This is a genomic window from Saccharopolyspora sp. NPDC050642, assembly GCF_040654735.1.
Lineage (GTDB): Bacteria > Actinomycetota > Actinomycetes > Mycobacteriales > Pseudonocardiaceae > Saccharopolyspora > Saccharopolyspora elongata.
This window is the reverse complement of record NZ_JBFAIN010000054.1, coordinates 20,135-41,770: the sequence shown is the minus strand read 5'-3', so window position 1 is coordinate 41,770 and position 21,636 is coordinate 20,135. Positions and strand designations below refer to the sequence as shown.

Below are 21,636 nucleotides of genomic sequence, written 5' to 3'. Positions count from 1 at the left end.
GCTGTGGTCAGACCCGCGCCGTCTCCGGAACTTCGACGAGCTTCGTGGTGCTGACCCGCTCGTGCCAGCCCAGCCCGGCCACCATCGCCACCACGATCACGAACCCGACCCACTGGGTCGCGCTCAACTCCGCGCCCAGCACGAAGACGCCGACGATCGCCGCCGTCGCCGGGAACGACAGCTCGGCGAGCGTCGCCCGCGCAGCAGGAGTGGTGCTCAAACCGATGTAGTAGAGCCAAAGCGCGAGCAACCCGGGGATCAGCGCCAGCAGCACCAACCCGAACGCGTTGTGCCAGCCCACCGCCACCGGCGACCCGCTGAACAGCAGGATCACCGACGCCGCCGGCAGCCCGATGGCGAACCGCAGGGTGGTGACGTCCCGCGCGGGAACGCTGCGGCTGACGAACCGCCCCAGCACCGTCCCGGCCGCCCACAGCACCGCGGCGCCCAGCGCCAGCAGCGCGGGCACCACCTGCGAAACCTCGATGTGCAGCGGGTTCTTGAACGCCAGCAGCCAGGCCCCGATCAGGGCCGGGATCGCGAAGGCGAAGTAGCGCCCGCGCAACTTCTCGCGCAGCAGGGCGAACGAGGCGACGGCCGCGAAGATCGGTTGCAGCTTCTGCAGGACCAGCGGCGTCACCGGGTCGCCGTACTTGAAAGCGGTGGTGAACAGCGCGGTCGCGAGCGCGGACGAGCCGACCCCGACGACGATGATCGCGACGCGTTCCCGCCAGCCGCAGGCCCGCAGAGCACGCAGAGCGCGCGGCAGGAACGGCGCCAGCAGCACCACGATGATCACGTGCTCCCAAAACACCACGCTCGCCGACGGCAGGCTCGTCGCGAGCGGCTGCCTCCACAGTGCATCGGTGCCCCACATCGCGGTGGCCAACGCCACCAGCCAGGTCCGATCCGCGCCCCGCGATAACCCCATGCCCACAATCTATGATCTCGCCCCGCCCGCCCGGCCGGCCGCTCGCCATCTGGGACGCGATCCGCGGCTTTCGTACCCCTGTTCATACGACAGGACACGGGCCACCTGCGGCCATACGCTCGATCCGGGCCACCGCTGGACGCCGGTTTCGGCGCGTCGGCGATCACGGGCAGAATCGGCGTCGATTCGGACAGTAACGACAAAGGACGGATACCTCATGCTTCACCAGAGCTCTCGCCTGACCGGCTCGACCCTCGGCCTGTGCACGGCGGCCGTGCTGATCGCCGGATGCGGCGGCGGGCAGGCCCCGGCGCCGTCCGAGCAGCCCGCGACGCAGGAACACGGCCAGCACCAGGCTGCCAAGCAGACGTCGGCGACCTTCGAGCCCTACAAGGAAGGCGCCACCGCGATCACCTACAACCCCGAGCAGGTCCCGGCCGGTTCCCACGTCAACCTGTCCTCGGAGCGCACCAACGGCCAGACCAAGATCACGGTGAACGTCGAGGGCCTGCAACCGAACCGCGACTACGGCGCCCACGTGCACACCAAGCCCTGCGGCCCCACCGGCGAAGACGCGGGCCCGCACTTCCAGGAGAAGGCCGACCCGGTGAAGCCGTCGGTCGACCCGGCCTACGCGAACCCGCAGAACGAGGTGTGGCTGGACTTCCACACCGACGCCCAGGGCAACGGCACGGCCACCGCGGAGGGCAACTGGTCCTTCGACAACCGGCAGGACGCGAAGTCGTTCGTGATCCACGAGATGCACACCCACACGGAGCCCGGCAAGGCCGGCACGGCGGGCGGCCGCCTGGCCTGCACCAACGCCACGTTCTGACCGGACCGCGCCGCGGCGGAACGCAATTTCAGTGAGGTTTTTCCAACCTCGTTTTGCGTGGCGGTGCGGGTAGCGGAACCTCAGAGGCTCCCTGGACTGTGGGTGCCCCTCCTGATGTATGTCCAATACACGGCGGAGGGGCCGTCCTCGCCGGGGGAACCCCGGAGGGGTGGGCACCGTGAACCCGCGGCGGTGCAAGTGTCGTAGGTGGGCTATGCGCCTGCGGCGCATACGGCACCCCATCGACGTGCAGCTTTGCGGCCCGCGGCTGCGGGCCGGCCAGGATGAAAAACGCTCAATGGAAATCGGAGGTCCGATTTCCGTTGAAATTGCGGAAGCAGAACCAGGATTTCACGATACGGAAAGGTAGCCAGAGGGGCGCCTGGCGGCCATCCGGCCGGAGGCGCCCCTCTTCCGGTCCGATTCTTTAACTGAGTGCTCAGTTAATTTGCTAGCCTGGTGGCATGGCTCGAACAGTCGACCCGGAACGCTCCGCAGCGCGGCGCAAGGCGATCACGCAGGCGGCCGCGACGTTGTTCGCGGAGCGGGGCTTCGAGAACACGTCCGCGGCCGAGATCGCGAAGGCCGCGGGCGTCAGCTCGGGGAGCGTCTTCTACTACTTCACCGACAAGCGCGCCGTGTTCCGCTCGGTGTTCGAACAGGACCTGCCCACGTCCCGCGAGCTGGTGCGGCGGTGCACCGCGGGCGACGACCCGGTGGCGTCGATCCTGACGATGGTCGACGAGCTGGCGGTCGAGGCGATGGATCCGATCGCCCCCGGCCTCCTCGTCGAAATCCTGCGGCAGGCCGGCAAGGACCCCGAGTTGGCGCAGGTCATCGGCCAGAACGCGGCGATCCTGCGCGCGGGGTTCGCGGAACTCGTCGAGCGCGGCATCCGCACCGGAGCCATCGATCCGGCGCTGGATCCGGATGAGACGGCGGAGGCGATCGAGGTCGTCATCGACGGCGCCTTCGTCAACGCCGACCCCGACCGCGACCCGCGACCGATGCTGCGCCGGATCGTCGCGAAGTTGCTCTCCCACCCGTGCGAACCCGCTGGAGAACCCGCATGACCACCACCGAAACCTCCGTCACCCTCCGCATATCCAACGTCGTGCTGTGGCTGCTCGGAACAGGCTGCGGCGCCGCCGGTTTCGGCCTGGGATTCCTCGTCAAACCGGTCGTGGAGTGGATCGTCGACGCTGTGGGCGATGCGCCGGGCCCGCTGCGGCTGGCCGCCGCCCTGCCGACCGTCTGGGCGGTGCCCGTCCTCACCCTCGTCGGCCTCCTGATCGGCGCCTGGCTGGCGAGCATGGCGCAGAAGGAAGCCCTGGCGCTGACGGTCAACGCCGCGTGCGTGGGCCTGCGGCAGGACGGGGCCGACCGCCACATCCCGCGCGACGCGATCGGCTCGGTGTTCCTGGACGGCAAGGAACTGGTGTTCCTCGACGCGCAGACGAAGCAGATCGCCCGCCACAAGGCCTCCGACCTCTCCAAGACCGCCGTGCGCACCACCTTCGAACGCTTCGGCTACCCGTGGGCGGGCATGAGCGATCCGCACGAGCAGGAGTTCCAGCGCTGGGCGGACGGGCAGCCAGGCCTCGACGAGCACGCCAACGGGCTGCTGCGCGCCCGCTCCCGGGCGCTGACCGACAAGCAGGCGGGCGCGGCGGCGGACCTGGCCGACCAGCTCCAGGCGGCGGGCGTGGTGCTCCGCGACCGCGACGACGCCCAGCAGTACCGCCAGATCCGCTGATCGGGGTCACATCGGACGGATCACGCCGGACCGGACCAGGTCGTCGTAGTTCGCGACGATCTCCCGCTGCACGATCTCGGGCGTGAGTTCTTCCGGGCCGTACTCCTCGTGCAGGTCGATGCCGAACTGCACGGCGGCCTGATCCGCCGGGTCGGTGTGTCCCTGGGTGCCGTAGTCGGCGACGTCGGCGCCGGTGTGCAGGTCGTCCGCGCTGAATCCCGCCTCCCTGCCGACGTAGCCGTAGTGGATGTTCGACCACATGTCGTACCGGATTTCCCCGGACGTTCCAGGAATCGGGGTCGCCGTGTTGTCCTCGACCGTCATGTCGAGGATCCGCGACTTGTGGTCCCATTCCCCTCCGGGCTTGACCAGTTCGAACCACTCCGCGTAGGCGCCGGAGCGGTTGAGCTTCTCGGACAGGTCGTCCGATTCGAACATGTCCAGGAAGTTCTCCGGCGGGTCGAGCACGTCGTCCAGCAAGTCCAGGAAACCGCCCAACCGGTTCTTCTCGATCAGCTCCCGCGTCCTGGGATCCTTGGAGTTGTTGATCATTTCCCCGGTCATGAAGTTCAGGACGTCGCGGAACTCGGCGAATGCGTCTCCGGGCCTCCGCTGGGCGGCCACACCGGAATCGAGGTACTCCGCCGACCTCGCGGCATCGTCCATGATGCGCACCACCTCGGCGGCCACGCCGTGAACGACGAGCGACTGCTTCGAAGCCCACGAGTACAACGTGCTGTTGCGGAGGACGAGCGCGGCGATATCACGTTTCGCCGCTCCTACGATGTCCGCGAACAAGGCGGCGTGGTTGCTCTTCTGCTCGCAGCTCAGCCGAACCGTCTCCGTCACGTCCACGATGTCCTCGACCTGCCCGGCGAACAGCGTCCCCGCCGGGTCCGGCCACGCTTCGCCGAATTCACCGGACCGGACCGGAATCGTGGTGAAGTCCCTGGCGGCGTCTTGCCAGGCGCGGGACAGCTCGTACATGTCGTCCTCGTTGGTCTCCGGCCACCACCAGGCCGTGTAACCCGTCGCTTTCACCGCATCCCAGAGTCCGTTGGGATCGGCAGGTTCCGGAATGGGCACGCGACCTCCTATCCGGGGAAGCAGCTGGCGGCGTCCTGCTCGGCCTGGAGGTAGAGCGCCACCGCGTCCGTGCCGTTCCTGCCCTGCGCCAGCCACCGCCCCGGCAGCGGATCGGCCAGCGCGAAGATGGAGTCGCGGCCGGGGCCGTATTCGGTCCGGAACGCGCGCCCCAGCGGATCACCGCCGATTCCTGACTCGTTCTCCGAGATCGCCGCCCGGCGCCGGTTCCACCCGGTCTGCATGTCCTCGCCGACCGCGGTGAGCACCCGGGACAGGCGCTCGAAGTCCTCGGGCTTCATGTGAATGCAGTTGGGATCCGCCATGTTTGAAAGCGTGAACCGCCGGAAGCCCCACCGCGGCAGGCTGACCGCTTCCGGCCAACGCCCGCACCGCCGCGGCGGGCGGCGAACTGCCGACCGCGCCCTATTCCACGTCCAGGTGGCGGAGCAGGACGTCGTAGGTCGGGGCGAGCTCGCGCAGGACCGCAGCAGCTGCGCGGTCGTCGCCGGTGACCAGCGGGTGCTGGAGCGCACCGACCAGCCGTGCCTGCTCGGTGACGACGGCCGCCGCCCCGGTGCGACCGACCCGGTGCAAGCACGTCGCGGCGTCGGCCAGCCGCCGCGCGCCAACGCGGATCACGAAGTCGACGAGCTGTTCGCGCACATCGTCCTCGCAGCCGGATTCGAACAGCTCCGCCAGGGCGAGCGCGGCGGTGCCGCTGCCCGGCTCGGCGCGCAACCAGTGGATCGCGCGGTCGAGCGATGCGCGGATGGCGTCATCCGGATCGACCTGCGCGGTCCGATGGAAGTTCGTGCGCGAGGTGAAGGGCTCGCCGTAATCGATGGTGTCGCCTCGCCACGCCGCGACGAAGTCGCCCACCGGCAGCCGCGCGTACGGGTAGCCCTGCGGGTCGTGCAGCAGCACGTGCTCGTCGTCGATGCCGAGTGCCACGAGGTAGTGGTCCGCGCGGACCGGCCCGGTCATGCCCGGCTGGTACCGCAGATGCCCCATCTCGACGGGGCCGACCATGACCGGACCGTTCGCCAGGCTCGCCGAGAGACGATCCAGCGCGGCATCGACGTCACCTCCGCTGGTGGTCTCCGCGGCCCAACCGAGGGCCGCCATGGCGTCGTCCACGCCGATCTCGGGGTCCCAGCCGGGCGGATCGAAGAACGGCAGCGACCCGCCGACCAGCTGCACGCCGAACGGGCTCCCGGTCAGCGTCTCCACGACACCGACGTCCGGCGCATCCGCACCGATCATCATGACGAGGCTGTGCGAGTAGCAGTACGGCCCTGAGCCGCGATAAGCGATCATGCGGACAAGATGGCCTTTTTCGTGCGAAAACACCACCGCCTTCCGCCGCGCTCCCCCTCCGCCCCGCGGCAGTACCGGCCGGTCCGCGGTCGGCGATGCCCCAGGCGCGACCATCGAAGTCGCGGGGGCTGAAGGTCGTTTCGGGCGTCAGCGACAATGGGGAGCGTGACCGCCACCTTGTCCAAGCCCGCCTTGAAGATCGGCCCCTACGAGGTCGATCCGCCGGTGGTGCTCGCGCCGATGGCCGGCATCACCAACGTCGCCTTCCGGCGGCTCTGCCGGGAGTACGGCGCCGGGCTGTACGTGTGCGAGATGATCACCAGCCGCGCGCTGGTCGAACGGCACCCGAAGACCCTCGAAATGATCACCTTCGACGCGGACGAGCACCCCCGCTCCATGCAGCTCTACGGCGTCGACCCGGTGACCATGGGCAAGGCCGTGCAGATGATCGTCGACGAGAACCTCGCCGACCACGTCGACATGAACTTCGGCTGCCCCGTGCCGAAGGTCACCCGCAAGGGTGGCGGCTCCGCCCTGCCGTACAAGCGGCGGCTGTTCGCCGAGATCGTCTCGGCCGCGGTCCGCGCCGCCGAACCGGCGGGCGTCCCGGTGACGGTGAAGTTCCGCATCGGCATCGACGACGACCACATCACCTACCTCGACGCGGGCCGCCTCGCCGAGGAGAACGGTGCCGCGGCCGTCGCGCTGCACGGCCGCACCGCGGCCCAGCGCTACTCCGGCACCGCCGACTGGACCGCCATCGCGCGGCTCAAGGAGCACGTCAAGACGATCCCGGTGCTGGGCAACGGCGACATCTTCAGCGCCGACGACGCGCTCCGGATGATGGCCGAGACGGGCTGCGACGGCGTGGTGGTCGGCCGCGGCTGCCTCGGCCGCCCGTGGCTGTTCCGCGACCTGCAGGCCGCGTTCGCCGGCCGGCCGATCCCGCCCGGGCCGAAGCTGGGCGAGGTCGCCGCCGTGCTCCGGCGGCACGCCGAGCTGCTCGCCGACCACATGGGCGAGGAGAAGGGCCTGCGCGACCTGCGCAAGCACATGGCGCAGTACCTGCGCGGCTTCCCCGTCGGCTCCGACCTGCGCCACCAGTTCGGCCTGGTGTCCAGCCTCGCCCAGCTCGACGACCTGCTCGCCGGGCTCGACCCGGACGTGCCGTTCCCCGCCGACGGCGAGGGCCCGCGCGGCCGCCAGGGATCGGCGGGCAAGGTCGTGCTCCCGGAGGGCTGGCTGGACGACCCGGAGGACGCCACCGTGCCGGTCGGCGCGGAGATCGACAGCAGCGGCGGCTGAGTGGCCGCGCAGCGCACCACGACCCGCGATTCCGTTGCGGCGCGCCGAATTCGCCACCGATCGGTTTTCCTCGTCGGCGTGTCGGCGCTGCTTTTCGCGGCCGGATGTGCCCAGCCGCCAACCGAATCCGAGTCGCTGCGACTGTCCGAGCAGTACTTCGCGGAGAACAACTCCGCCGCGGCGCAAGGACCCCAGGCGCAACAGGAGTTCTTCCGCCGCACGCAACATCCCGATTTCCAGGACCAGACCTGCGATCTCGGAACGATCACGGTCGAACTCGACCCGGCATTGTCGACGCTGCGGCCGGATCCGGGTTTCGCCCCGGACGGCGCCAAGCCGCGCGGCGAGATCTGGGTGGTCGGAGTCGAGGTGACCACCAGGTCGGCGGGCAGCACCACCGGCCACCAGATCGGTTCGCAACACCTGGTGCTGATGGACGGCCGAATGCACGGATTCGCGCCTTGTCCAACCTGAGTAATTGTTGCGCGCTCAAGCGCTGTAACGCGAAGGACGGGCGAAACCGATGAACTTGCAATGTGGTGATGAGAAACACACGCTGGTCTGCTCGTCCGTGCGGGTGGGTCCGATCCGTTTTGCTTCCACACACACCCCTCCGCCCGGTACACATCCAAGGCAGCTGCAGATTCGCGCGGCGCTCGCCAATTCGGACCAGGCCAGGGTCAGCCGGTCGAGCGAATTAGGGCGGTGCGCGAGTCAGAGCAGCTCAAGCGATCCGTCCCACCCGACGACACCACGGACGGGAGGTGAGTGCGATGACCGGACTGCGCAACGGTTTCGCCGGGCCGGAGCCACTGCGTGACGACGAGCCGCCCATCGCGCTGCCTCCCGGCAGGCGCTCCCGGCAGGACCTGGCCAACGGGACCGGGATGGCCGAGCTGCACGAATCGATCGCGAGCCTGCTCGCGTCGCGCGGCCAGTGGCGGCAGGCGTACCACCACCTGCGGTCGGCGCTGGACCTGAAGTCCACCGCGGACCCGCCGCGGGTGCCGGAGCAGCTGCGGCACGAGGTCAACCGGCTGCGCCGGGAGCACGCCGAGGCCCGCGAGCAGAGCCTGCGGGACAGCCTGACCGCCAGCTACAACCGCCGCTACCTCGACGAACGACTGGCCGACCTGCTGGCCGACCACGTCGGCACCGACCACGGGCTGGCCGTGGCACTGGTCGACCTGGACTGGTTCAAGCAGGTCAACGACACCTACGGGCACCTGCTCGGCGACCGGGTGCTGCAGCGCGTCGTGGACCTGCTGCAGGAGGTGCTGCCGACCGGCGCGTTCTGCGCTCGCTACGGCGGCGAGGAGTTCGTCCTGGTGCTGCCGAACATCGAGCCCGCGGCGGCCGTCGCGGTGTGCGAAACAGCACGTTCCCGGGTGGAGCGGTTCCCGTGGGCGCAGATGGCACCGGGGCTGCGGGTGACGGTCAGCGCCGGCGTGGCGCACGAGCACACCACGGCCGATTCCGCGCCGGTGTCGGCCGAGCAGCAGCTGCTCAGCGCGGACGCTCTGCTCTACGCCGCGAAGCAGTCGGGGCGCAACGCGGTCGCGTACCGGACCGGAGCCGAAGTCCGTTTGGCCGGGATTGCGGCGGGACGGCGCGGCGCCGCGGCTCGGCGGGTCGCCGGTTACTGATCGCGATCATGCAAAAGCACAGGGTGTATTCGAGAAACGTTTACCCCGGTCAACCTGCATAGCACAGTTGGCCGCATTCGACGAGGTCCGGGGCATGATCGTGCACTGATTGTGAAGAAATTGTCGCCCACTATCGTCAATTCGGGCGATCGGCCGTACTATCTCGTAGGCGCCGACCGATACGCGTCGGGGGGTATCGAGCGCGTCGGCAGTAGTCGCAGACCGTTGGCTTTCGCAGGTGGGAGGGAAAACGCGTGCCGCAAGACCCCCGGCATGGCGAATTCGGGCACCGGCGTTCCCGCCCCGACGAGGACGTCGCCGACAACGCCACCGCCGCTTCGACCGGTCGACGCAGGCGCGCATTGAGCGACGACGGCACGGGCGGCACCCGCGTCATCGACCTGCTCTCCAAGCACGGCAAGGCCCCGGGCAACGGCTCCAACCACCGGCGCGCCGCCGAGCCTGAACCCCCGCAAGCACCCCAGGCACCGCAGCCTCCGCAGGCGTCGAAACCGCGCCGCGCCGCGCGACCGCCCCAGAACATCCCGCCGGGCCCAGCGGAGCAGTCGGACCCGCGCGGCTGGACCGCGCCGGAGGGCGCGTCGCGCCGCTCCCGCCCCGCGCCGCCGCCGAACTCCGGCACCCCGCCCGCCACGCCGCCGCCCGGCTGGGCGCCGCCTGCGGCGGGCTCCCACGCCGCCCAGGCCCCGAACGGCGAGCCCCGCCAGGGCCGCCGTCGCGCGCGCCCTGAGAGCCCCGCACGGCCCGCCGACGGCCCTTCGGGTCGCGCTCGCCCGAACCTCGGCGGTGCCGCCGCAGCGTTCGCTGGCGGAGCCGCCGCGCGCAACGGCGCCCCTGCCGACCTCCCGACTCGCAACGGCGCACCCGCAGAACCGTCTGTTGGCCGCAACGGCGCTCCGGTCGAGCCGCCCGCTGGGCGCAACGGTGCTCCCGTAGAGCCGCCCGCCGGCCGCAACGGCGCTCCGGTCGAACGGCCGGGTCGCAACGGCGCCCCAGCAGAGCCACCGGCCCGCAACGGCGTGCCGGAGCGGCCCGTCGGCAACGTCGCTCCGATCGAGCCGCCCATGCGCGGCGGAGCCCCCGGCCAGCCGCCCGCCCGCAACGGCGCACCCGCCGAGCCGCCCGCGGCCGAGCCGACCCGAATAACCCAGGCGCTGACCGGCGAGGCCGCCCCCGCCCCCGCCCCCGCCCCCGCGCCCGCCAAGCCGCCGCGCCGCGCGCCGCGCCCCGCCGCGGGCCGCCCGGTGCCGCCTCCGGTGAACGAGGACCTGGAAGCCACCACCCAGCACCCGGCCGTGCCCGCGGCCCCGCCGCAGGCCGAGAAGACCGCGATGGTCGCGCGCCCCAAGCGGGACGACAAGACCACCATCGCCAAGCCGGTAGCGCCGCCGACCTCGGACGCCGAGGAGACGGCGATCGTCGCGCCCGCCGAGCTCGACGGCCTCGACGACTTCGATGACCTGGACGACGTCGACGACCTCGAGGACGCCGACGAGCCCGGCGAGACGGGCGAGGAACGCAAGAACGACATCAAGGAGATCGACGCCACGCTGGCGCGGTTCTCCGCGGTCCACGACGAGATCGCCGCCGAGGAGGAAGCCCGGCGCAAGAAGTACTCGTGGCTGCTGGGCAAGCGCCGCGAGCCGGAGCTCGGCACCGACATCCCGTTCGACTTCGTCGAGGGACGGGACGGCCAGTCCCGGATGGAGTGGAAGAAGAAGCAGCGCAAGCGCCGCACGAACCTGATCGTGATGGCGGTGGCGATGGCCGCGTCGCTGACCGTGTTCCTGACCCTCGGCATCGCCTGGGGCGCCACCACGCTCTGGGGCCCGCCGTCGGTCCAGGCGCTGGACCCGAACTCGGACTCCATCAAGGAGATCGCCAAGCAGACCGGCGACCAGAACTTCCTGCTGGTCGGCTCGGACACCCGGGCGGGCGCCACCGCCGAGGACGGCGTGGGCAGCGAGCAGGACGAGCCCGGGGCGCGCTCGGACACCACGATCATCGCCCACATCCCGGCCGACCGGAGCCGGGTCGTGCTGGTGTCGTTCCCGCGCGACCTCAAGGTCGACCGGCCCACCTGCGAGCGCTGGGACGCGACGACCGGCAAGTACACCGGCGAGCAGGTTCCGGCGGACAAGGGCGTGCGGCTGAACTCGGCCTACGCCGTCGGCGGCCCGCTGTGCACGACGAAGGTCATCCAGCAGATCTCCGGCCTGCGCGTGAACAGCTTCCTGGGCATCGACTTCCAGGGCTTCAAGTCCATGGTGGACGCGGTGCAGGGCGTCGAGATCTGCACCGAGAAGCCGATCATCGACTCCACGCTCGGCACCGTGCTGCCCCAGGCCGGCCGGCAGACCCTCACCGGCGAGCAGGCGCTGAACTACGTGCGCGCCCGCCACGTCAAGGGCGACCCGACCTCGGACTACGGCCGGATGCAGCGCCAGCAGCTGTTCCTGTCGGCGCTGCTGCGCAAGACGATGTCCAGCCAGGTGCTGCTCGACCCGGGCAAGCTGGGCGACTTCGTCAAGGCGGTCAGCGCGAACACCTTCGGCGAGAACATCGGCGTCGACCGGCTGATGGACCTGGGCCAGCAGATGCAGGGCCTGGACGCCAGCCGGGTGACCTTCATCACCGTGCCCACGACCGGCTACGCCGACGAACAGGGCATGGAGGTGCTGCGGGAGGGCGACACCAAGTCGCTGTTCCAGGCGATCCTCGACGACGCCCCGATCATGTCGGGCAACGGCGGGCCCGCGGCCATCACCGCCACGCCCAGCGGCGGGGGTGCCGCGGCGGCGAGCGGCCTGGTGCAGCAGCAGCCCGCGGACCCGAACCAGCCGCCGGCCGTGCCGGACGGGCTGTCCACGGTGAACGCCGGAACCGACCTCTGCGGCTGAACCGCTCCGAGCCGCGAGTACGGGTTCATCACGGCCCGTTCACCCCCGGTTCACCACAGGGCATTCTGTCCGATTCCGGCTGGAAGTACCCTGGTTGTCATGCGTGAGGTTTACCAGGAACAGCTCGGCGTGCTGGCCGATGAACTCGCTTCGATGTCGGCCATGGTCGGCACCGCCATGGAGCGCGCCACGAAGGCTCTCCTGGAGGCCGACCTGTCGCTCGCCGAGCAGGTCCTCGACGAGGACGTGCAGGTGGACGAGGCGCGGGCCCGCGTCGAGGAGCACGCCTTCGGCCTGCTGGCGCTGCAGGCGCCGGTGGCCGGCGACCTGCGCACGGTCATCTCCGCCATCCACGCCGCCGAAGACCTGGAGCGGATGGGCGACCTGGCGCTGCACGTGGCCAAGACCGCGCGCCGCCGCCACCCGAACGCCGTGCTGCCGCAGGACGTGCAGCCGTACTTCGCCGAGATGGGCCGGATCGCCGTCAAGCTGGCCGGCCGGGTCCGCACCGTGATCCGCACGCAGGACGTCGAGGCCGCGCGCGGGCTCGAAGAGGACGACGACGAGATGGACGACCTCCACCGCCACCTCTTCACCGTGCTGATGAGCCCGGAGTGGTCGCACGGGGTGGCGGCCGCGGTGGACGTCACGCTGCTGGGCCGGTTCTACGAGCGCTTCGCCGACCACGCCGTCTCGGTGGCTCGCCGAGTGGTGTTCGTCGTGACCGGAAAGATGCCGACCGGCTGAGCCGTCATCGCAGGTCACGGGTCATTTGGCCGGGAAAGTATTAATACTCGGTCTCAGTACTCGATGTTGCGATCGCCGTGTGCGATGCTCGTTCGGGTGAGAAGGTTCCGAACAGCTTCCGGCGGGGTGTCCGGTGCGTAAGAGTCCGACCGTGCACCGACGGCGGCTGGGCAGCGAGTTGCGGCGACTGCGCGAGTCCGCCGGCCGCACGCACCGCGAAGTCGCCGCTCACCTGGACTGCTCCCAGGGCAAGATCAGCCAGATCGAACTCGGCCGGGTGCCGGTGCGCACCTCCGACGTGCGGCTGATGGCCGAGTTCTACGGCGCCACGACCGACCAGCTCTCGACGCTGGTGGACCTCGCGCAGGACTCCAAGCAGCGCGGCTGGTGGCAGCAGTACCCGAGCACCGCGCAGCGGCCCGGCCTGCAGACCTACCTCGGCCTGGAGACCTCGGCGAAGGCGGTCAGCTGCTACGGCTCGGATCCGCTGCCGGAGCTGCTGCAGACCGCCGAGTACAGCCGGGCCCTGCTGACCGCCGGCGCGCAGCCCTACGGGGCGGACGAGCTGCAGGAGCGGCTGACGGTGATCTCCACCCGGCAGCAGCGGCTGCTCGGGGAGAGCCCGCTGGAGCTGTGGGCGGTGCTCGACGAGGCGGCGCTGCGGCGCGCCGTCGGCGGCCCCGCGGTGATGCGCCAGCAGCTGGAGCACCTGGTGCTGCTGGGTTACCGGCGCAACGTCACGATCCAGGTGCTGCCGTTCCGCACCGGCGGGCATCCGCTGATGGGCGACCGGATCGCGGTGTTCTCCTTCCCGGACGACGCCGACCCGCAGGTCGTGCACCTGGGCGACTCGGCGAACTCCCGGTTCCTGGACAAGCCCGAGGACACGGCGGACTACCTCAAGTCCTTCGAGCAGGTCTGCACCCGGGCCCTGAACCCCAAGGACTCCAGCGCCTTCATCTCGGCCATAGCCGACGAATCCCCGGCCTGACCCGGAGGTCCGCAATTTCAATGGAAATCGAAGGTGCGATTTCCATTGAAATCGAAGTCTCCTGTGGACAACTCGTCGGAGCCTGTGGATGGTTCGCGCGAAATCGGGGCGCGTGCGCGGAGGAAGTCCGCTGTGGACCGGTCCGCCGGGAAGAAGGACTCGATCGCCAGTTCCGCGACCGTCACGTCCAGCGGGGTGCCGAAGACCGTCGTCATGCTGAGCAGCGACAGCTCCCGGTCGCCGTGGCGGAGGCGCAGCGGCACCACGACATCGCTCGCCCCCGGTAGCTCGACCTCCGGTTCCGGCTGGTCGCACGGGTAGTCGCGGAGCTCCGCGAGCAGCTCGGCCAGCGCCGGGTCCGCGGTCGCCGCGGCCTGGCGGCGCAGCCGGCCGAGGACGTGGGCGCGCCACTCGCCGAGGTTGGCGATGTTCGGCGCCACGCCCTGGGGGTGCAGGCTCAGCCGGAGCACGTTCACCGGCGGCGCCAGCAGATTCGCGGCCGCGCCTTCGAGGAGCAACTCGACGCTGGCGTTGCTCTCGACCAGCTGCCACGCCCGGTCGACGACCAGCGCCGGGTAGGGCTCATGCCCGGCGAGCACCTGGCGCAGCGCCGCTCGCACGGCCGCCAGCTCCGGCACGTCCAGGCCGCTCGCCGGGTAGACCGGGGCGTAGCCGCCCGCCAGCAGCAGGCTGTTGCGCTCCCGAAGCGGCACGTCGAGCCGTTCGCTGAGCCGCAGGATCATCTCCTTGGTGGGCTTCGACCGGCCGGTCTCCACGAAGCTGAGGTGCCGCGTCGAGATGTCGGCGTCCAGCGAGAGCTGCAGCTGGCTCAGCCTCCGCCGCTCCCGCCATTCCCGGAGCAGCACACCCACCTGGCGCTGTTTCACCGTTGTCACACCACGACATTAGCCACCGGGGCCATTACCTCCCGGGTAATCGACGCGATGACCCACCGCGCCGCACAGTGGTGCTCATCGAACCGCAGAACGGAAGGGTTTCCACCATGAACGAGCTCCTCGACCGCTACCTCGCCACCTGGAACGAGCGGGACGCCGACAAGCGCCGCGCGATGGTCGACGAACTCTGGGCCGACGGCGGCACCTACACCGACCCGCTGGCCGACGTGCGGGGCCGGGAGGCCATCGACGCGACGATCGCGGCGGTGCAGGCCCAGTTCCCGGACTTCGCGTTCCGCCCGGGCGAGGTCTTCGACGCCCACCACGACATCGCCCGCTTCACCTGGGAGCTCGGCCCGGCGGACGGCGAAGCCGTGGTGGTCGGCTTCGACGTCGCGGTCCTCGACGAGAACGCCCGGATCCGGGCGGTGCACGGCTTCCTCGACAAGGTCCCGGCGATGTGATGCGACCGGTCGTGAGTGGCTGTGGCCGCTCCGGCGGCCATTGCCACTCACGACACCGGGTCAGGCCGCGCCGTTCAGCGCCGCCATGAGCCGCCGGGTCTGCCGCTGCTCCTCGTCGGTCCCGAAGGGCGCCGCGATGAGCTCGGTGGCTCCCGCCGCCGCGTAGCGGCGCAGCGCGCTTTCCACCGCCGCGTCGTCGCCGATGACGGCGACGTCCTCCGGGCCCGCGAGACCTTGGTGGTCCAGCACCGCCCGGTAGGCGGGCAGTTCGCCGGCGATCGCCAGTTGCGCGGCGAACCGTTCGCGAGCATCGTCCACATCGGACACCACCGACACCGAGACCATCGCGACGACGCGCGGTTGTGCCGCAACCGCCCGGATCTTCGGCACGATGTGCTCGTCGAGCGCCCGCGGCCCGGCCCAGACCGTGATCGTGCCGTCCGCGAGCTCGCCCGCGATCCGCAGCATCGTCGGCCCCAGCGCCGACACCAGGAGCGACGGCGGCTCGGCGCCCGGGACCTCGACCTGCCCGGCCGCCCGCAGCGTCGCGCCGCGGAAGTCGACGGCTTCGCCGCGCAGCAGCGGCCCCAGCGCCGCCAGGTACTCCCGGACGTGCCGCGCGGGTTTGTCGTAGGAGTAGCCGAACTGGTCCTCGACGATCACCCGGTGGCTCGGCCCGATGCCGAGGTCGAGCCGGCCGCCGGTGATCGCCTGCACGGTGAGCGCCTGACCGGCGAGCATCAGCGGGTGGCGCGGATAGGTGGGCACGATCGCGGTGCCGAGCCGGATGCCCGGCACCTCCGCCCCGATCGCGGCGAGCGAAGTCAGCACGTCCCACGAGGCGTGCTGGCCCAGCCAGAAGCTCCCGAAGCCGTCGGCCGCGGCGTCGCGAACCGCCGCCAGCAGTTCGCCGTGCGAGAGCTCCCGCTCGTCGACGCAAAGCCCGATCCGCATGTCAGCCCCTCACGTCCAGCACGGCCTTGCCCGGAACCCGCCGCTGCAGCAGCGCTTCGGCGGCCTCGTCGAGGCGGTCCCACGAGCCCCGCCAGCCGATCTCCGGCGAGATCCGTCCTGCCGCCAGCAGACCGGCCAATGTGGACAGATCTTCGGCGGGCACGGCGACGTCGCCGAAGGTGTTCAGCGACTTCGACGGCCCGACCGCGAAGATCGAGTAGGGCTCGAAGACCGCCGGTTCGCCGGAGGTCCAGCCGATGTTCTGCACGCTCCCGCCCAGCTTGACCAGCTTCCAGGCGTCGACCAGCAGCTGCCCGCCGACGTTGTCCAGCACCAGGTCGACCGGCCGCACGGCGCTCAGATCGGACACCACCTCGTGCGCGCCCAGCTCCGCCAGGCCGTCCTGCCGGTTGGCCTGCGCGATGACGTGCGCGCCGCCGATCGCGGCGAGCTGCACGGCGAAGCGCCCGACGCCGCCGGAAGCACCCGTGATCAGGACCCGCTTGCCGAGGATCGGCGCGGTCCGCAGCGTGCGCAGCGCGGTCAGGCCCGCCATCGGCAGCGCCGCCGCGTCGGCCAGGTCCACCGCCGCCGGAACCTCCGCCACCGCGTCGGCGTTCACCGCCATGCGCTCCGCCCAGGCGCCCGCGCCGAAGGCGATCACCCGCGCACCGACCGGCGGGCTCCCCTCCGCCGCCCGCACGACGACGCCCGCGGCGTCGTAGCCGTGGACGGTGCCCGGGGCGAGCCGCCCGGCGAAGGCGATTTCGCCGTGGTTGAGCGAGATGTGGTGGACGTCGAGCAGCACCTGCCCGTGCTCCGGCTCCGGGACCTCGCCGAGGCGCAACTTCGCGGGTGCCGCCAGGTCGGCGACGAGTGCTCGCATGTTCCCTCCAAGCAGTAACCGGACCATCGGTCCGCTTAATCGACGGTAGCATAGGCGGACCGACAGTCCGGTTATTCAGGAGGGGATGTGCCGAAGCAGGAGCGAGCCGACGCGGCGCGCAACCGCCAGGCGGTGCTGGAAGCGGCCGAGCGGCTGCTGGCGGAGCGCGGCCACGTCTCGCTCGACGAGGTCGCGGCCGAGGCCGGGGTCGGCAAGGGCACGGTGTTCCGCCGCTTCGGCAGCCGCGCTGGCCTGATCAGGGAAATCCTGGAGGAGCGCTCCCGGGCGCTGCGCGAGAACGTCACCAGCGGGCCGCCGCCGCTGGGCCCGGGCGCGCCGACCCGCGAGCGGCTGATGGCGTTCCTGGCGGAGCTGACCGGCATCGGCGAGCAGAACGCCTCGCTCCTGTCGGCGCACGAAGCGGCCTGCGCCGACCACAAGCACGAAGACCCCAGCTACCGCTTCTGGGCCCGGCACATCGCGGACCTGATCACGGCGGAGCGCCCGGACCTGGACTCGGACTTCCTGAGCCACGCGATCCTGGCGACCTTCGACGCCGACCTGATCCGCCACATGCGGACCCGCGGACCCGGCGCCTTCACGCACGCGGTCCAATCCATGGTCACCGCGCTCCTCGACGCACCCCGAAAGCAACAGGACCCCAGTTTCAATTGAAACCAGGGTCCTGCTTCGGACACCCACACCAGTTTCAATTGAAACTGGGACACCCGGGCACGGTGCGCAGTTTCAATTGAAACTGCGGACGATCAGCCGAAGCGGCCGGAGATGTAGTCCTCCGTCGCCTTCTGCGTCGGGTTGGAGAAGATCTTGCCCGTCTCGTCGATCTCCACCAGCTGGCCCGGCTCGCCGACCGCGCGCAGGTTGAAGAACGCCGTCTGGTCGCTGACCCGCGCCGCCTGCTGCATGTTGTGGGTGACGATGACGATCGTGTAGTCCTGCTTGAGCTGCGAGATCAGGTCCTCGATCGCCAGCGTCGAGATCGGGTCCAGCGCCGAGCACGGCTCGTCCATCAGCAGCACGTCCGGCCGCACCGCGATCGCTCGCGCGATGCACAGCCGCTGCTGCTGACCGCCGGAGAGACCGCCGCCCGGCTTGTTCAGCCGGGCCTTGACCTCTTCCCACAGGTTCGCGCCGCGCAGCGCCCGCTCCGCGACGTCGTCGAGCTTCTTCTTGTTCTTCTCGCCCGCCAGCTTCAGGCCGGCCACTACGTTGTCCCGGATGGACATCGTCGGGAACGGGTTGGCCCGCTGGAAGACCATGCCGATGGTCTTGCGCACCTGCACCGGGTCCACGTCGTTGGCGTAGATGTCCTCGCCGTCGAGCATCACCTTGCCCTCGACCCGAGAGCCCGGGATGACCTCGTGCATCCGGTTCAGCGAGCGCAGCACGGTCGACTTGCCGCAGCCGGACGGGCCGATGAACGCGGTGACGCTGCGGGCGGGCACCTGCAGGGTCACGTCCTGCACGGCGTGGAACTTGCCGTAGAAGAGGTTCAGGTCCTTGATGTCGAGACGCTTGGCCATGTTTCGGTCCCTACTTCGTCTTGATCGCGAGCAGCTTGGACAGCAGCGACGCGACAAGGTTGATCAGCATGATGACGAGCACGAGGGTCAGCGCGGCGCCCCACATCCGGTAGTCACCGGCCACCGTTCCGGTGCTGCGCTCCATGTAGATCACCAGCGGCAGCGACGCCATCTCACCTCCGAAGAGGTTGTAGCTGATCGAGCTCGAGTAACCCACCAAGATCAGCAGCGGCGCGGTCTCGCCGAGCACGCGCGCGAGGCCGAGCATCACGCCGGTCAGGATGCCGGACAGCGCGGTCGGCAGCACGATGCGCAGGATCGTCTTCCACTTGGGCACACCCAGCGCGTAAGACGCCTCGCGCAGCTCGTCCGGCACGATCAGCAGCATCGTCTCGGTGACGCGCACGACCACCGGCAGCATCAGCAGCACCAGCGACAGGGCCACCGCGAAGCCGCTGCGGCTGAACCCGAAGGTGGTGATCCACAGCGCGTAGATGAACAGGCCCGCGACGATCGACGGCAGGCCGCTGAGGATGTCGACCATGAAGGTCGCGATCCGCGCGAACCGGGACTCCCGGCCGTACTCGATCAGGTAGACGCCGACCATGATGCCCAGCGGCACCGAGATGACCGCGCACACCAGGCCCTGCAGCAGGGTGCCGATCAGGGCGTGGTTGATGCCGCCGCCGAAGTCGTTGGGCAGCAGCCCGTTGAACGAGTTCGTCCACCAGGTGGAGCCGAACATCGGCTTGAGGCCCCGTTCCAGCAGCGTCCACAGCACCCACAGCAGCGGGACCACCGCGACCACGAAGGCCGCCCCGAACAGCGTGGTGGCCAGGTTGTTCTTGAACTTCCGCCCGAAGCTGATGCGCTGGAACGCCGGCGGGGTGGCGAGCTGCTCCACGTCAGCGGTGTCGGTCCTCATGCTTTCCCCTTACCGCTGGAGTTCTCGATCCAGCGGGCGAGCGCGTTGACCGCGAAGGTGATGACGAACAGCACCAAACCGGCCGAGATGTAGGCGCCGACCTGCAGGTTGTTGTTGAACTCCCCGGAGCCGAGCGCGATCTTGGAGGCGAAGGTGGCGCCGGCGTCGAAGACGCTGTAGTTCGGCGGCGCGGTGCTCATGCTCAGGATGATCGTCAGCGCGACGGTCTCGCCGAGCGCGCGCCCCAGGCCGAGCATCGACCCGCCGATGAACCCGTTGCGGCCGAACGGGAACACCGTCGTGCGCACCACTTCCCACTGGGTGGCGCCGAGCGCCAGGGCGCCTTCGATGTGCATGTTCGGGGTGCGCTGGAAGACCTCGCGGCTCACCCCGGTGATGGTCGGCAGGATCATCACGGCCAGCACGATGCCGGCGGTGAAGACGTTCGCGCCGGAGTCGGTCGGCGCGTTGCCGTTGGCGAAGATCGGGATCCAGCCGAGGTTCTGGTTCAGCCACAGCGCGACGGGCTTGAGCACCGGCCCCAGCACCAGGTAGCCCCACAGGCCGTAGATCACCGACGGCACCGCGGCGAGCAGGTCGACGATGTAGGCGAAGGGGCGGGCCAGGGCCCGCGGCGCGTACTGGGTGAGGAACAGCGCGATCCCGCAGGCGATCGGCATCGCGATGACCAGCGCGACCACCGAGCTGGCCACCGTGATCCAGGCCAGGTCGATGATGCCGAAGCTCATATCGTTCGGGTTCGAGGTGTTCCACTCCCTGCTGAACAGGAAGTTCACCTGGTCGACCTGCAGCGCGGGGACGGCGCGGATCAGCAGGAAGATGCCGATCGCGGCGATGAGCGCGACCACGAACGCGCCGGAGGCGGTGGCAACCGTGGAGAACACCCGGTCGCCGATGCGGACCTTCGTGCCCGCGGTGGTTTCGGGAGCGGAAATGGGAGCCTCCGGTCCGGAACTGGGCGCCGAAGCGCCCCGCGGCGCACCGTTGTCGGTGTCCGCGGGGCGCTGATCGGCTCTAGTCGAGTCGGTCACTGCTGTTTGCAGCCTCTCACTTCGTCCGTTCGACCCTTGTTTCACCCTGGGTATGTGCGACCCGGGTTACTCACGAGATGGCGTTGACGGCAGTCAGGACCTTGCCCTTGAAGGACTCCGGCAGCGGCACGTAGCCGGCCTTCTCCAGCTCCTCCGGGTTGGCGTTGGCCGCGACCGTCAGGAACGCCTTGACCGACTTCGCGGTCTCCGCGTCGTAGCCCTTGGAGCAGACGATCTCGTAGGTGTTCAGCACGATCGGGTAGACGCCCGGGGCCTTGTTGCCGTAGATCGAGTCGAGGTTGACGCGCAGGTCGTTGCCCTCGCCCTTGATCTCGGCGTCCTCGATGGCCTTGCCGACGTTGGCGGTGGTCAGCTCGACCGGGCCGGCGCCGCTGTCGATCTTGGCGATGCCCAGGCCGAGGTTCTTCGGGAAGGACCACTCGACGTAGGTGATGCTGCCTTCGGTGGCCTTCACCGACTGCGCGACCTGGTCGCTGCCGTCGCGACCCTGGCCGATGCCGGCGCCGCCCTGGAACTGCTTGCCCTTGCCGGTCCAGGTGCCGCCGGTGGCGGTGGTCAGGTACTTCTGGAAGTTCTCGGTGGTGCCGGACTCGTCCGAGCGGAAGAACGGCACGATGTCCTTGGCGGGCAGCTGCGCGTTCGGGTTCAGCGCCTTGATCGCCGGGTCGTCCCACTTCTTGATCTGGCCCTGGTAGATCTTGGCGATCACGTCGGCGTTGAGGGTCAGGTCGGTGACGCCGGGCAGGTTGTAGGAGATGGCGACCGGGCCGAACACCATCGGCAGGTTCCAGGCCGGGTTGCCCTGGCAGCGCTCGGCGGCCTTGGCGACCTCGCCCTTCTCCTCGCTCAGCGGCGAGTCGGAGCCGCCGAAGTCGATCTGGCCGGCGGTGAAGGCGGCGACACCCTTGCCGGAGCCCGACTTGGTGTAGTTGAGCTTCTGACCGGCGCACTTCAGGCCGTAGTCACGGGCGAAGACGTCCATGGCGTTCTTCTGCGCGGAGGAGCCCTCACCGGAGACCGGCTTGGTGCCGCACTCGACCTGGAGGCCGTCCAGGGCCGGGTTGCCGCCACCCTGCGGGGTGTTCTGGTCCGATCCGCAGCCGGCGAGCACGAGCGCGCCCGCGGCGAGAACGGCGAACGCAGCGCTGTGCCGCTTGATCTTCACTTCGTTCCTCCAGTTGGAAACCCTGCGGTTGCGCGGCCGAGCAGGCGCAGGCCCGTGTTGCCGCTCGCCAGGGACGCTAGGGAGTCGGGGTGGACGGCCTTCGCCATCGAAGTGAACGGGAGGTGAACAAGGCACGCTAAGTAAGCAGGCCCACATTCGAACGGGGGATTGGCTGCCCGGTTCTCAGGTGACCC

The 21,636-nt window shown here is 70.0% G+C and carries 22 protein-coding genes; 11 read left to right on the top strand and 11 right to left on the bottom strand.

Annotation, left to right across the window (positions count from 1 at the left end; translation table 11 throughout):
* Nucleotides 1-7: 7 nt before the first annotated feature.
* Nucleotides 8-931 (bottom strand): DMT family transporter, encoded by a 924-nt coding sequence (locus AB0H93_RS40920; protein ID WP_358581519.1) that lies wholly within the window; start codon nucleotides 929-931, stop codon nucleotides 8-10.
* Between the two features lie 217 nt (nucleotides 932-1,148).
* Between AB0H93_RS40920 and AB0H93_RS40915 the strand changes: the two genes are divergently transcribed.
* From AB0H93_RS40915 to AB0H93_RS40905, 3 genes are all read left to right on the top strand, one after another.
* The gene (locus AB0H93_RS40915; RefSeq protein WP_358581517.1) at nucleotides 1,149-1,766 is read left to right on the top strand and encodes a superoxide dismutase family protein; all 618 of its coding nucleotides are present in this window, start codon (nucleotides 1,149-1,151) and stop codon (nucleotides 1,764-1,766) included.
* Between the two features lie 464 nt (nucleotides 1,767-2,230).
* Nucleotides 2,231-2,839 carry a TetR/AcrR family transcriptional regulator gene (locus tag AB0H93_RS40910; protein WP_358581515.1) on the top strand — a complete coding sequence of 203 codons (609 nt, stop codon included), beginning with the start codon at nucleotides 2,231-2,233 and terminating at the stop codon, nucleotides 2,837-2,839.
* Nucleotides 2,836-3,522, top strand: a complete 687-nt coding sequence (locus AB0H93_RS40905; RefSeq protein ID WP_358581513.1) for a hypothetical protein — start codon at nucleotides 2,836-2,838, stop codon at nucleotides 3,520-3,522. The genes AB0H93_RS40910 and AB0H93_RS40905 overlap by 4 nt, the downstream gene beginning before the upstream one ends.
* 6 nt (nucleotides 3,523-3,528) lie before the next feature.
* Here AB0H93_RS40905 and AB0H93_RS40900 read toward each other — a convergent pair whose 3' ends face one another.
* From AB0H93_RS40900 to AB0H93_RS40890, 3 genes are all read right to left on the bottom strand, one after another.
* Nucleotides 3,529-4,608, bottom strand: a complete 1,080-nt coding sequence (locus AB0H93_RS40900) for a polymorphic toxin type 44 domain-containing protein (protein ID WP_358581510.1) — start codon at nucleotides 4,606-4,608, stop codon at nucleotides 3,529-3,531.
* A gap of 8 nt (nucleotides 4,609-4,616) precedes the next feature.
* On the bottom strand, nucleotides 4,617-4,931 hold the full coding sequence (locus AB0H93_RS40895; protein WP_358581508.1) for a hypothetical protein: 315 nt from the start codon (nucleotides 4,929-4,931) through the stop codon (nucleotides 4,617-4,619).
* Nucleotides 4,932-5,031: 100 nt separating this feature from the next.
* Entirely contained in the window at nucleotides 5,032-5,925 is an 894-nt protein-coding gene (locus AB0H93_RS40890; RefSeq protein WP_358581506.1) for a hypothetical protein, read from the bottom strand.
* Between the two features lie 156 nt (nucleotides 5,926-6,081).
* On the opposite strand from AB0H93_RS40890, the gene dusB reads away from it, so the two are divergent.
* The 6 genes from dusB (at nucleotide 6,082) to AB0H93_RS40860 (ending at nucleotide 13,535) form a co-directional block, all read left to right on the top strand.
* Nucleotides 6,082-7,230 carry a tRNA dihydrouridine synthase DusB gene (gene dusB / locus AB0H93_RS40885; protein WP_358581504.1) on the top strand — a complete coding sequence of 383 codons (1,149 nt, stop codon included), beginning with the start codon at nucleotides 6,082-6,084 and terminating at the stop codon, nucleotides 7,228-7,230.
* 78 nt (nucleotides 7,231-7,308) lie between these two features.
* On the top strand, nucleotides 7,309-7,704 hold the full coding sequence (locus AB0H93_RS40880) for a hypothetical protein (protein WP_358581502.1): 396 nt from the start codon (nucleotides 7,309-7,311) through the stop codon (nucleotides 7,702-7,704).
* Between the two features lie 299 nt (nucleotides 7,705-8,003).
* Nucleotides 8,004-8,876 (top strand): GGDEF domain-containing protein, encoded by an 873-nt coding sequence (locus AB0H93_RS40875; protein ID WP_358581500.1) that lies wholly within the window; start codon nucleotides 8,004-8,006, stop codon nucleotides 8,874-8,876.
* 254 nt (nucleotides 8,877-9,130) lie between these two features.
* Nucleotides 9,131-11,797, top strand: coding sequence for an LCP family protein (locus AB0H93_RS40870; RefSeq protein WP_358581498.1), 2,667 nt, complete (start codon nucleotides 9,131-9,133; stop codon nucleotides 11,795-11,797).
* 99 nt (nucleotides 11,798-11,896) lie between these two features.
* Entirely contained in the window at nucleotides 11,897-12,544 is a 648-nt protein-coding gene (gene phoU / locus AB0H93_RS40865) for a phosphate signaling complex protein PhoU (RefSeq protein ID WP_358581496.1), read from the top strand.
* A 133-nt stretch (nucleotides 12,545-12,677) separates the two neighbouring features.
* Nucleotides 12,678-13,535: a helix-turn-helix transcriptional regulator gene (locus AB0H93_RS40860; RefSeq protein WP_358581493.1), complete on the top strand. Its 858-nt coding sequence runs from the start codon at nucleotides 12,678-12,680 to the stop codon at nucleotides 13,533-13,535.
* Between the two features lie 17 nt (nucleotides 13,536-13,552).
* Here AB0H93_RS40860 and AB0H93_RS40855 read toward each other — a convergent pair whose 3' ends face one another.
* Nucleotides 13,553-14,431 carry a helix-turn-helix transcriptional regulator gene (locus AB0H93_RS40855; protein WP_358581491.1) on the bottom strand — a complete coding sequence of 293 codons (879 nt, stop codon included), beginning with the start codon at nucleotides 14,429-14,431 and terminating at the stop codon, nucleotides 13,553-13,555.
* A 107-nt stretch (nucleotides 14,432-14,538) separates the two neighbouring features.
* Between AB0H93_RS40855 and AB0H93_RS40850 the strand changes: the two genes are divergently transcribed.
* Complete coding sequence (locus AB0H93_RS40850; protein WP_358581488.1) at nucleotides 14,539-14,895, top strand: nuclear transport factor 2 family protein; 357 nt, start codon at nucleotides 14,539-14,541, stop codon at nucleotides 14,893-14,895.
* 60 nt (nucleotides 14,896-14,955) lie between these two features.
* On the opposite strand, the gene AB0H93_RS40845 is transcribed toward AB0H93_RS40850, so the two are convergent.
* On the bottom strand, nucleotides 14,956-15,849 hold the full coding sequence (locus AB0H93_RS40845) for a TIGR03564 family F420-dependent LLM class oxidoreductase (RefSeq protein WP_358581485.1): 894 nt from the start codon (nucleotides 15,847-15,849) through the stop codon (nucleotides 14,956-14,958).
* Between the two features lies 1 nt (nucleotide 15,850).
* Nucleotides 15,851-16,735 carry a zinc-binding dehydrogenase gene (locus tag AB0H93_RS40840; RefSeq protein ID WP_358581483.1) on the bottom strand — a complete coding sequence of 295 codons (885 nt, stop codon included), beginning with the start codon at nucleotides 16,733-16,735 and terminating at the stop codon, nucleotides 15,851-15,853.
* A gap of 87 nt (nucleotides 16,736-16,822) precedes the next feature.
* On the opposite strand from AB0H93_RS40840, the gene AB0H93_RS40835 reads away from it, so the two are divergent.
* Nucleotides 16,823-17,410: a helix-turn-helix domain-containing protein gene (locus tag AB0H93_RS40835; protein ID WP_358581481.1), complete on the top strand. Its 588-nt coding sequence runs from the start codon at nucleotides 16,823-16,825 to the stop codon at nucleotides 17,408-17,410.
* A 92-nt stretch (nucleotides 17,411-17,502) separates the two neighbouring features.
* On the opposite strand, the gene pstB is transcribed toward AB0H93_RS40835, so the two are convergent.
* The 4 genes from pstB to pstS all read right to left on the bottom strand — a co-directional run bounded on the left by pstB (nucleotide 17,503) and on the right by pstS (nucleotide 21,442).
* Nucleotides 17,503-18,279 carry a phosphate ABC transporter ATP-binding protein PstB gene (pstB, locus tag AB0H93_RS40830; RefSeq protein WP_358581478.1) on the bottom strand — a complete coding sequence of 259 codons (777 nt, stop codon included), beginning with the start codon at nucleotides 18,277-18,279 and terminating at the stop codon, nucleotides 17,503-17,505.
* A gap of 10 nt (nucleotides 18,280-18,289) precedes the next feature.
* Nucleotides 18,290-19,204: a phosphate ABC transporter permease PstA gene (gene pstA, locus AB0H93_RS40825; protein WP_358581475.1), complete on the bottom strand. Its 915-nt coding sequence runs from the start codon at nucleotides 19,202-19,204 to the stop codon at nucleotides 18,290-18,292.
* The gene (pstC, locus tag AB0H93_RS40820; RefSeq protein WP_358581535.1) at nucleotides 19,201-20,160 is read right to left on the bottom strand and encodes a phosphate ABC transporter permease subunit PstC; all 960 of its coding nucleotides are present in this window, start codon (nucleotides 20,158-20,160) and stop codon (nucleotides 19,201-19,203) included. Before pstC ends, pstA begins: the two co-directional genes overlap by 4 nt.
* Before the next feature lie 166 nt (nucleotides 20,161-20,326).
* Nucleotides 20,327-21,442: a phosphate ABC transporter substrate-binding protein PstS gene (pstS, locus tag AB0H93_RS40815; RefSeq protein WP_358581473.1), complete on the bottom strand. Its 1,116-nt coding sequence runs from the start codon at nucleotides 21,440-21,442 to the stop codon at nucleotides 20,327-20,329.
* Nucleotides 21,443-21,636 lie beyond the last annotated feature (194 nt).

Bases quoted from the DNA above. Each gene is read 5' to 3' on its own strand.
- AB0H93_RS40845 (WP_358581485.1), bottom strand. From the start codon at position 15,849: ATGCGGATCGGGCTTTGCGTCGACGAGCGGGAGCTCTCGCACGGCGAA.
- phoU (WP_358581496.1), top strand. From the start codon at position 11,897: ATGCGTGAGGTTTACCAGGAACAGCTCGGCGTGCTGGCCGATGAACTC.
- AB0H93_RS40915 (WP_358581517.1), top strand. From the start codon at position 1,149: ATGCTTCACCAGAGCTCTCGCCTGACCGGCTCGACCCTCGGCCTGTGC.
- AB0H93_RS40895 (WP_358581508.1), bottom strand. From the start codon at position 4,931: ATGGCGGATCCCAACTGCATTCACATGAAGCCCGAGGACTTCGAGCGC.
- AB0H93_RS40890 (WP_358581506.1), bottom strand. From the start codon at position 5,925: ATGATCGCTTATCGCGGCTCAGGGCCGTACTGCTACTCGCACAGCCTC.
- AB0H93_RS40910 (WP_358581515.1), top strand. From the start codon at position 2,231: ATGGCTCGAACAGTCGACCCGGAACGCTCCGCAGCGCGGCGCAAGGCG.
- pstB (WP_358581478.1), bottom strand. From the start codon at position 18,279: ATGGCCAAGCGTCTCGACATCAAGGACCTGAACCTCTTCTACGGCAAG.
- AB0H93_RS40840 (WP_358581483.1), bottom strand. From the start codon at position 16,735: ATGCGAGCACTCGTCGCCGACCTGGCGGCACCCGCGAAGTTGCGCCTC.
- AB0H93_RS40850 (WP_358581488.1), top strand. From the start codon at position 14,539: ATGAACGAGCTCCTCGACCGCTACCTCGCCACCTGGAACGAGCGGGAC.
- AB0H93_RS40920 (WP_358581519.1), bottom strand. From the start codon at position 931: ATGGGGTTATCGCGGGGCGCGGATCGGACCTGGCTGGTGGCGTTGGCC.
- dusB (WP_358581504.1), top strand. From the start codon at position 6,082: ATGGGGAGCGTGACCGCCACCTTGTCCAAGCCCGCCTTGAAGATCGGC.
- pstA (WP_358581475.1), bottom strand. From the start codon at position 19,204: ATGAGGACCGACACCGCTGACGTGGAGCAGCTCGCCACCCCGCCGGCG.
- AB0H93_RS40875 (WP_358581500.1), top strand. From the start codon at position 8,004: ATGACCGGACTGCGCAACGGTTTCGCCGGGCCGGAGCCACTGCGTGAC.
- AB0H93_RS40905 (WP_358581513.1), top strand. From the start codon at position 2,836: ATGACCACCACCGAAACCTCCGTCACCCTCCGCATATCCAACGTCGTG.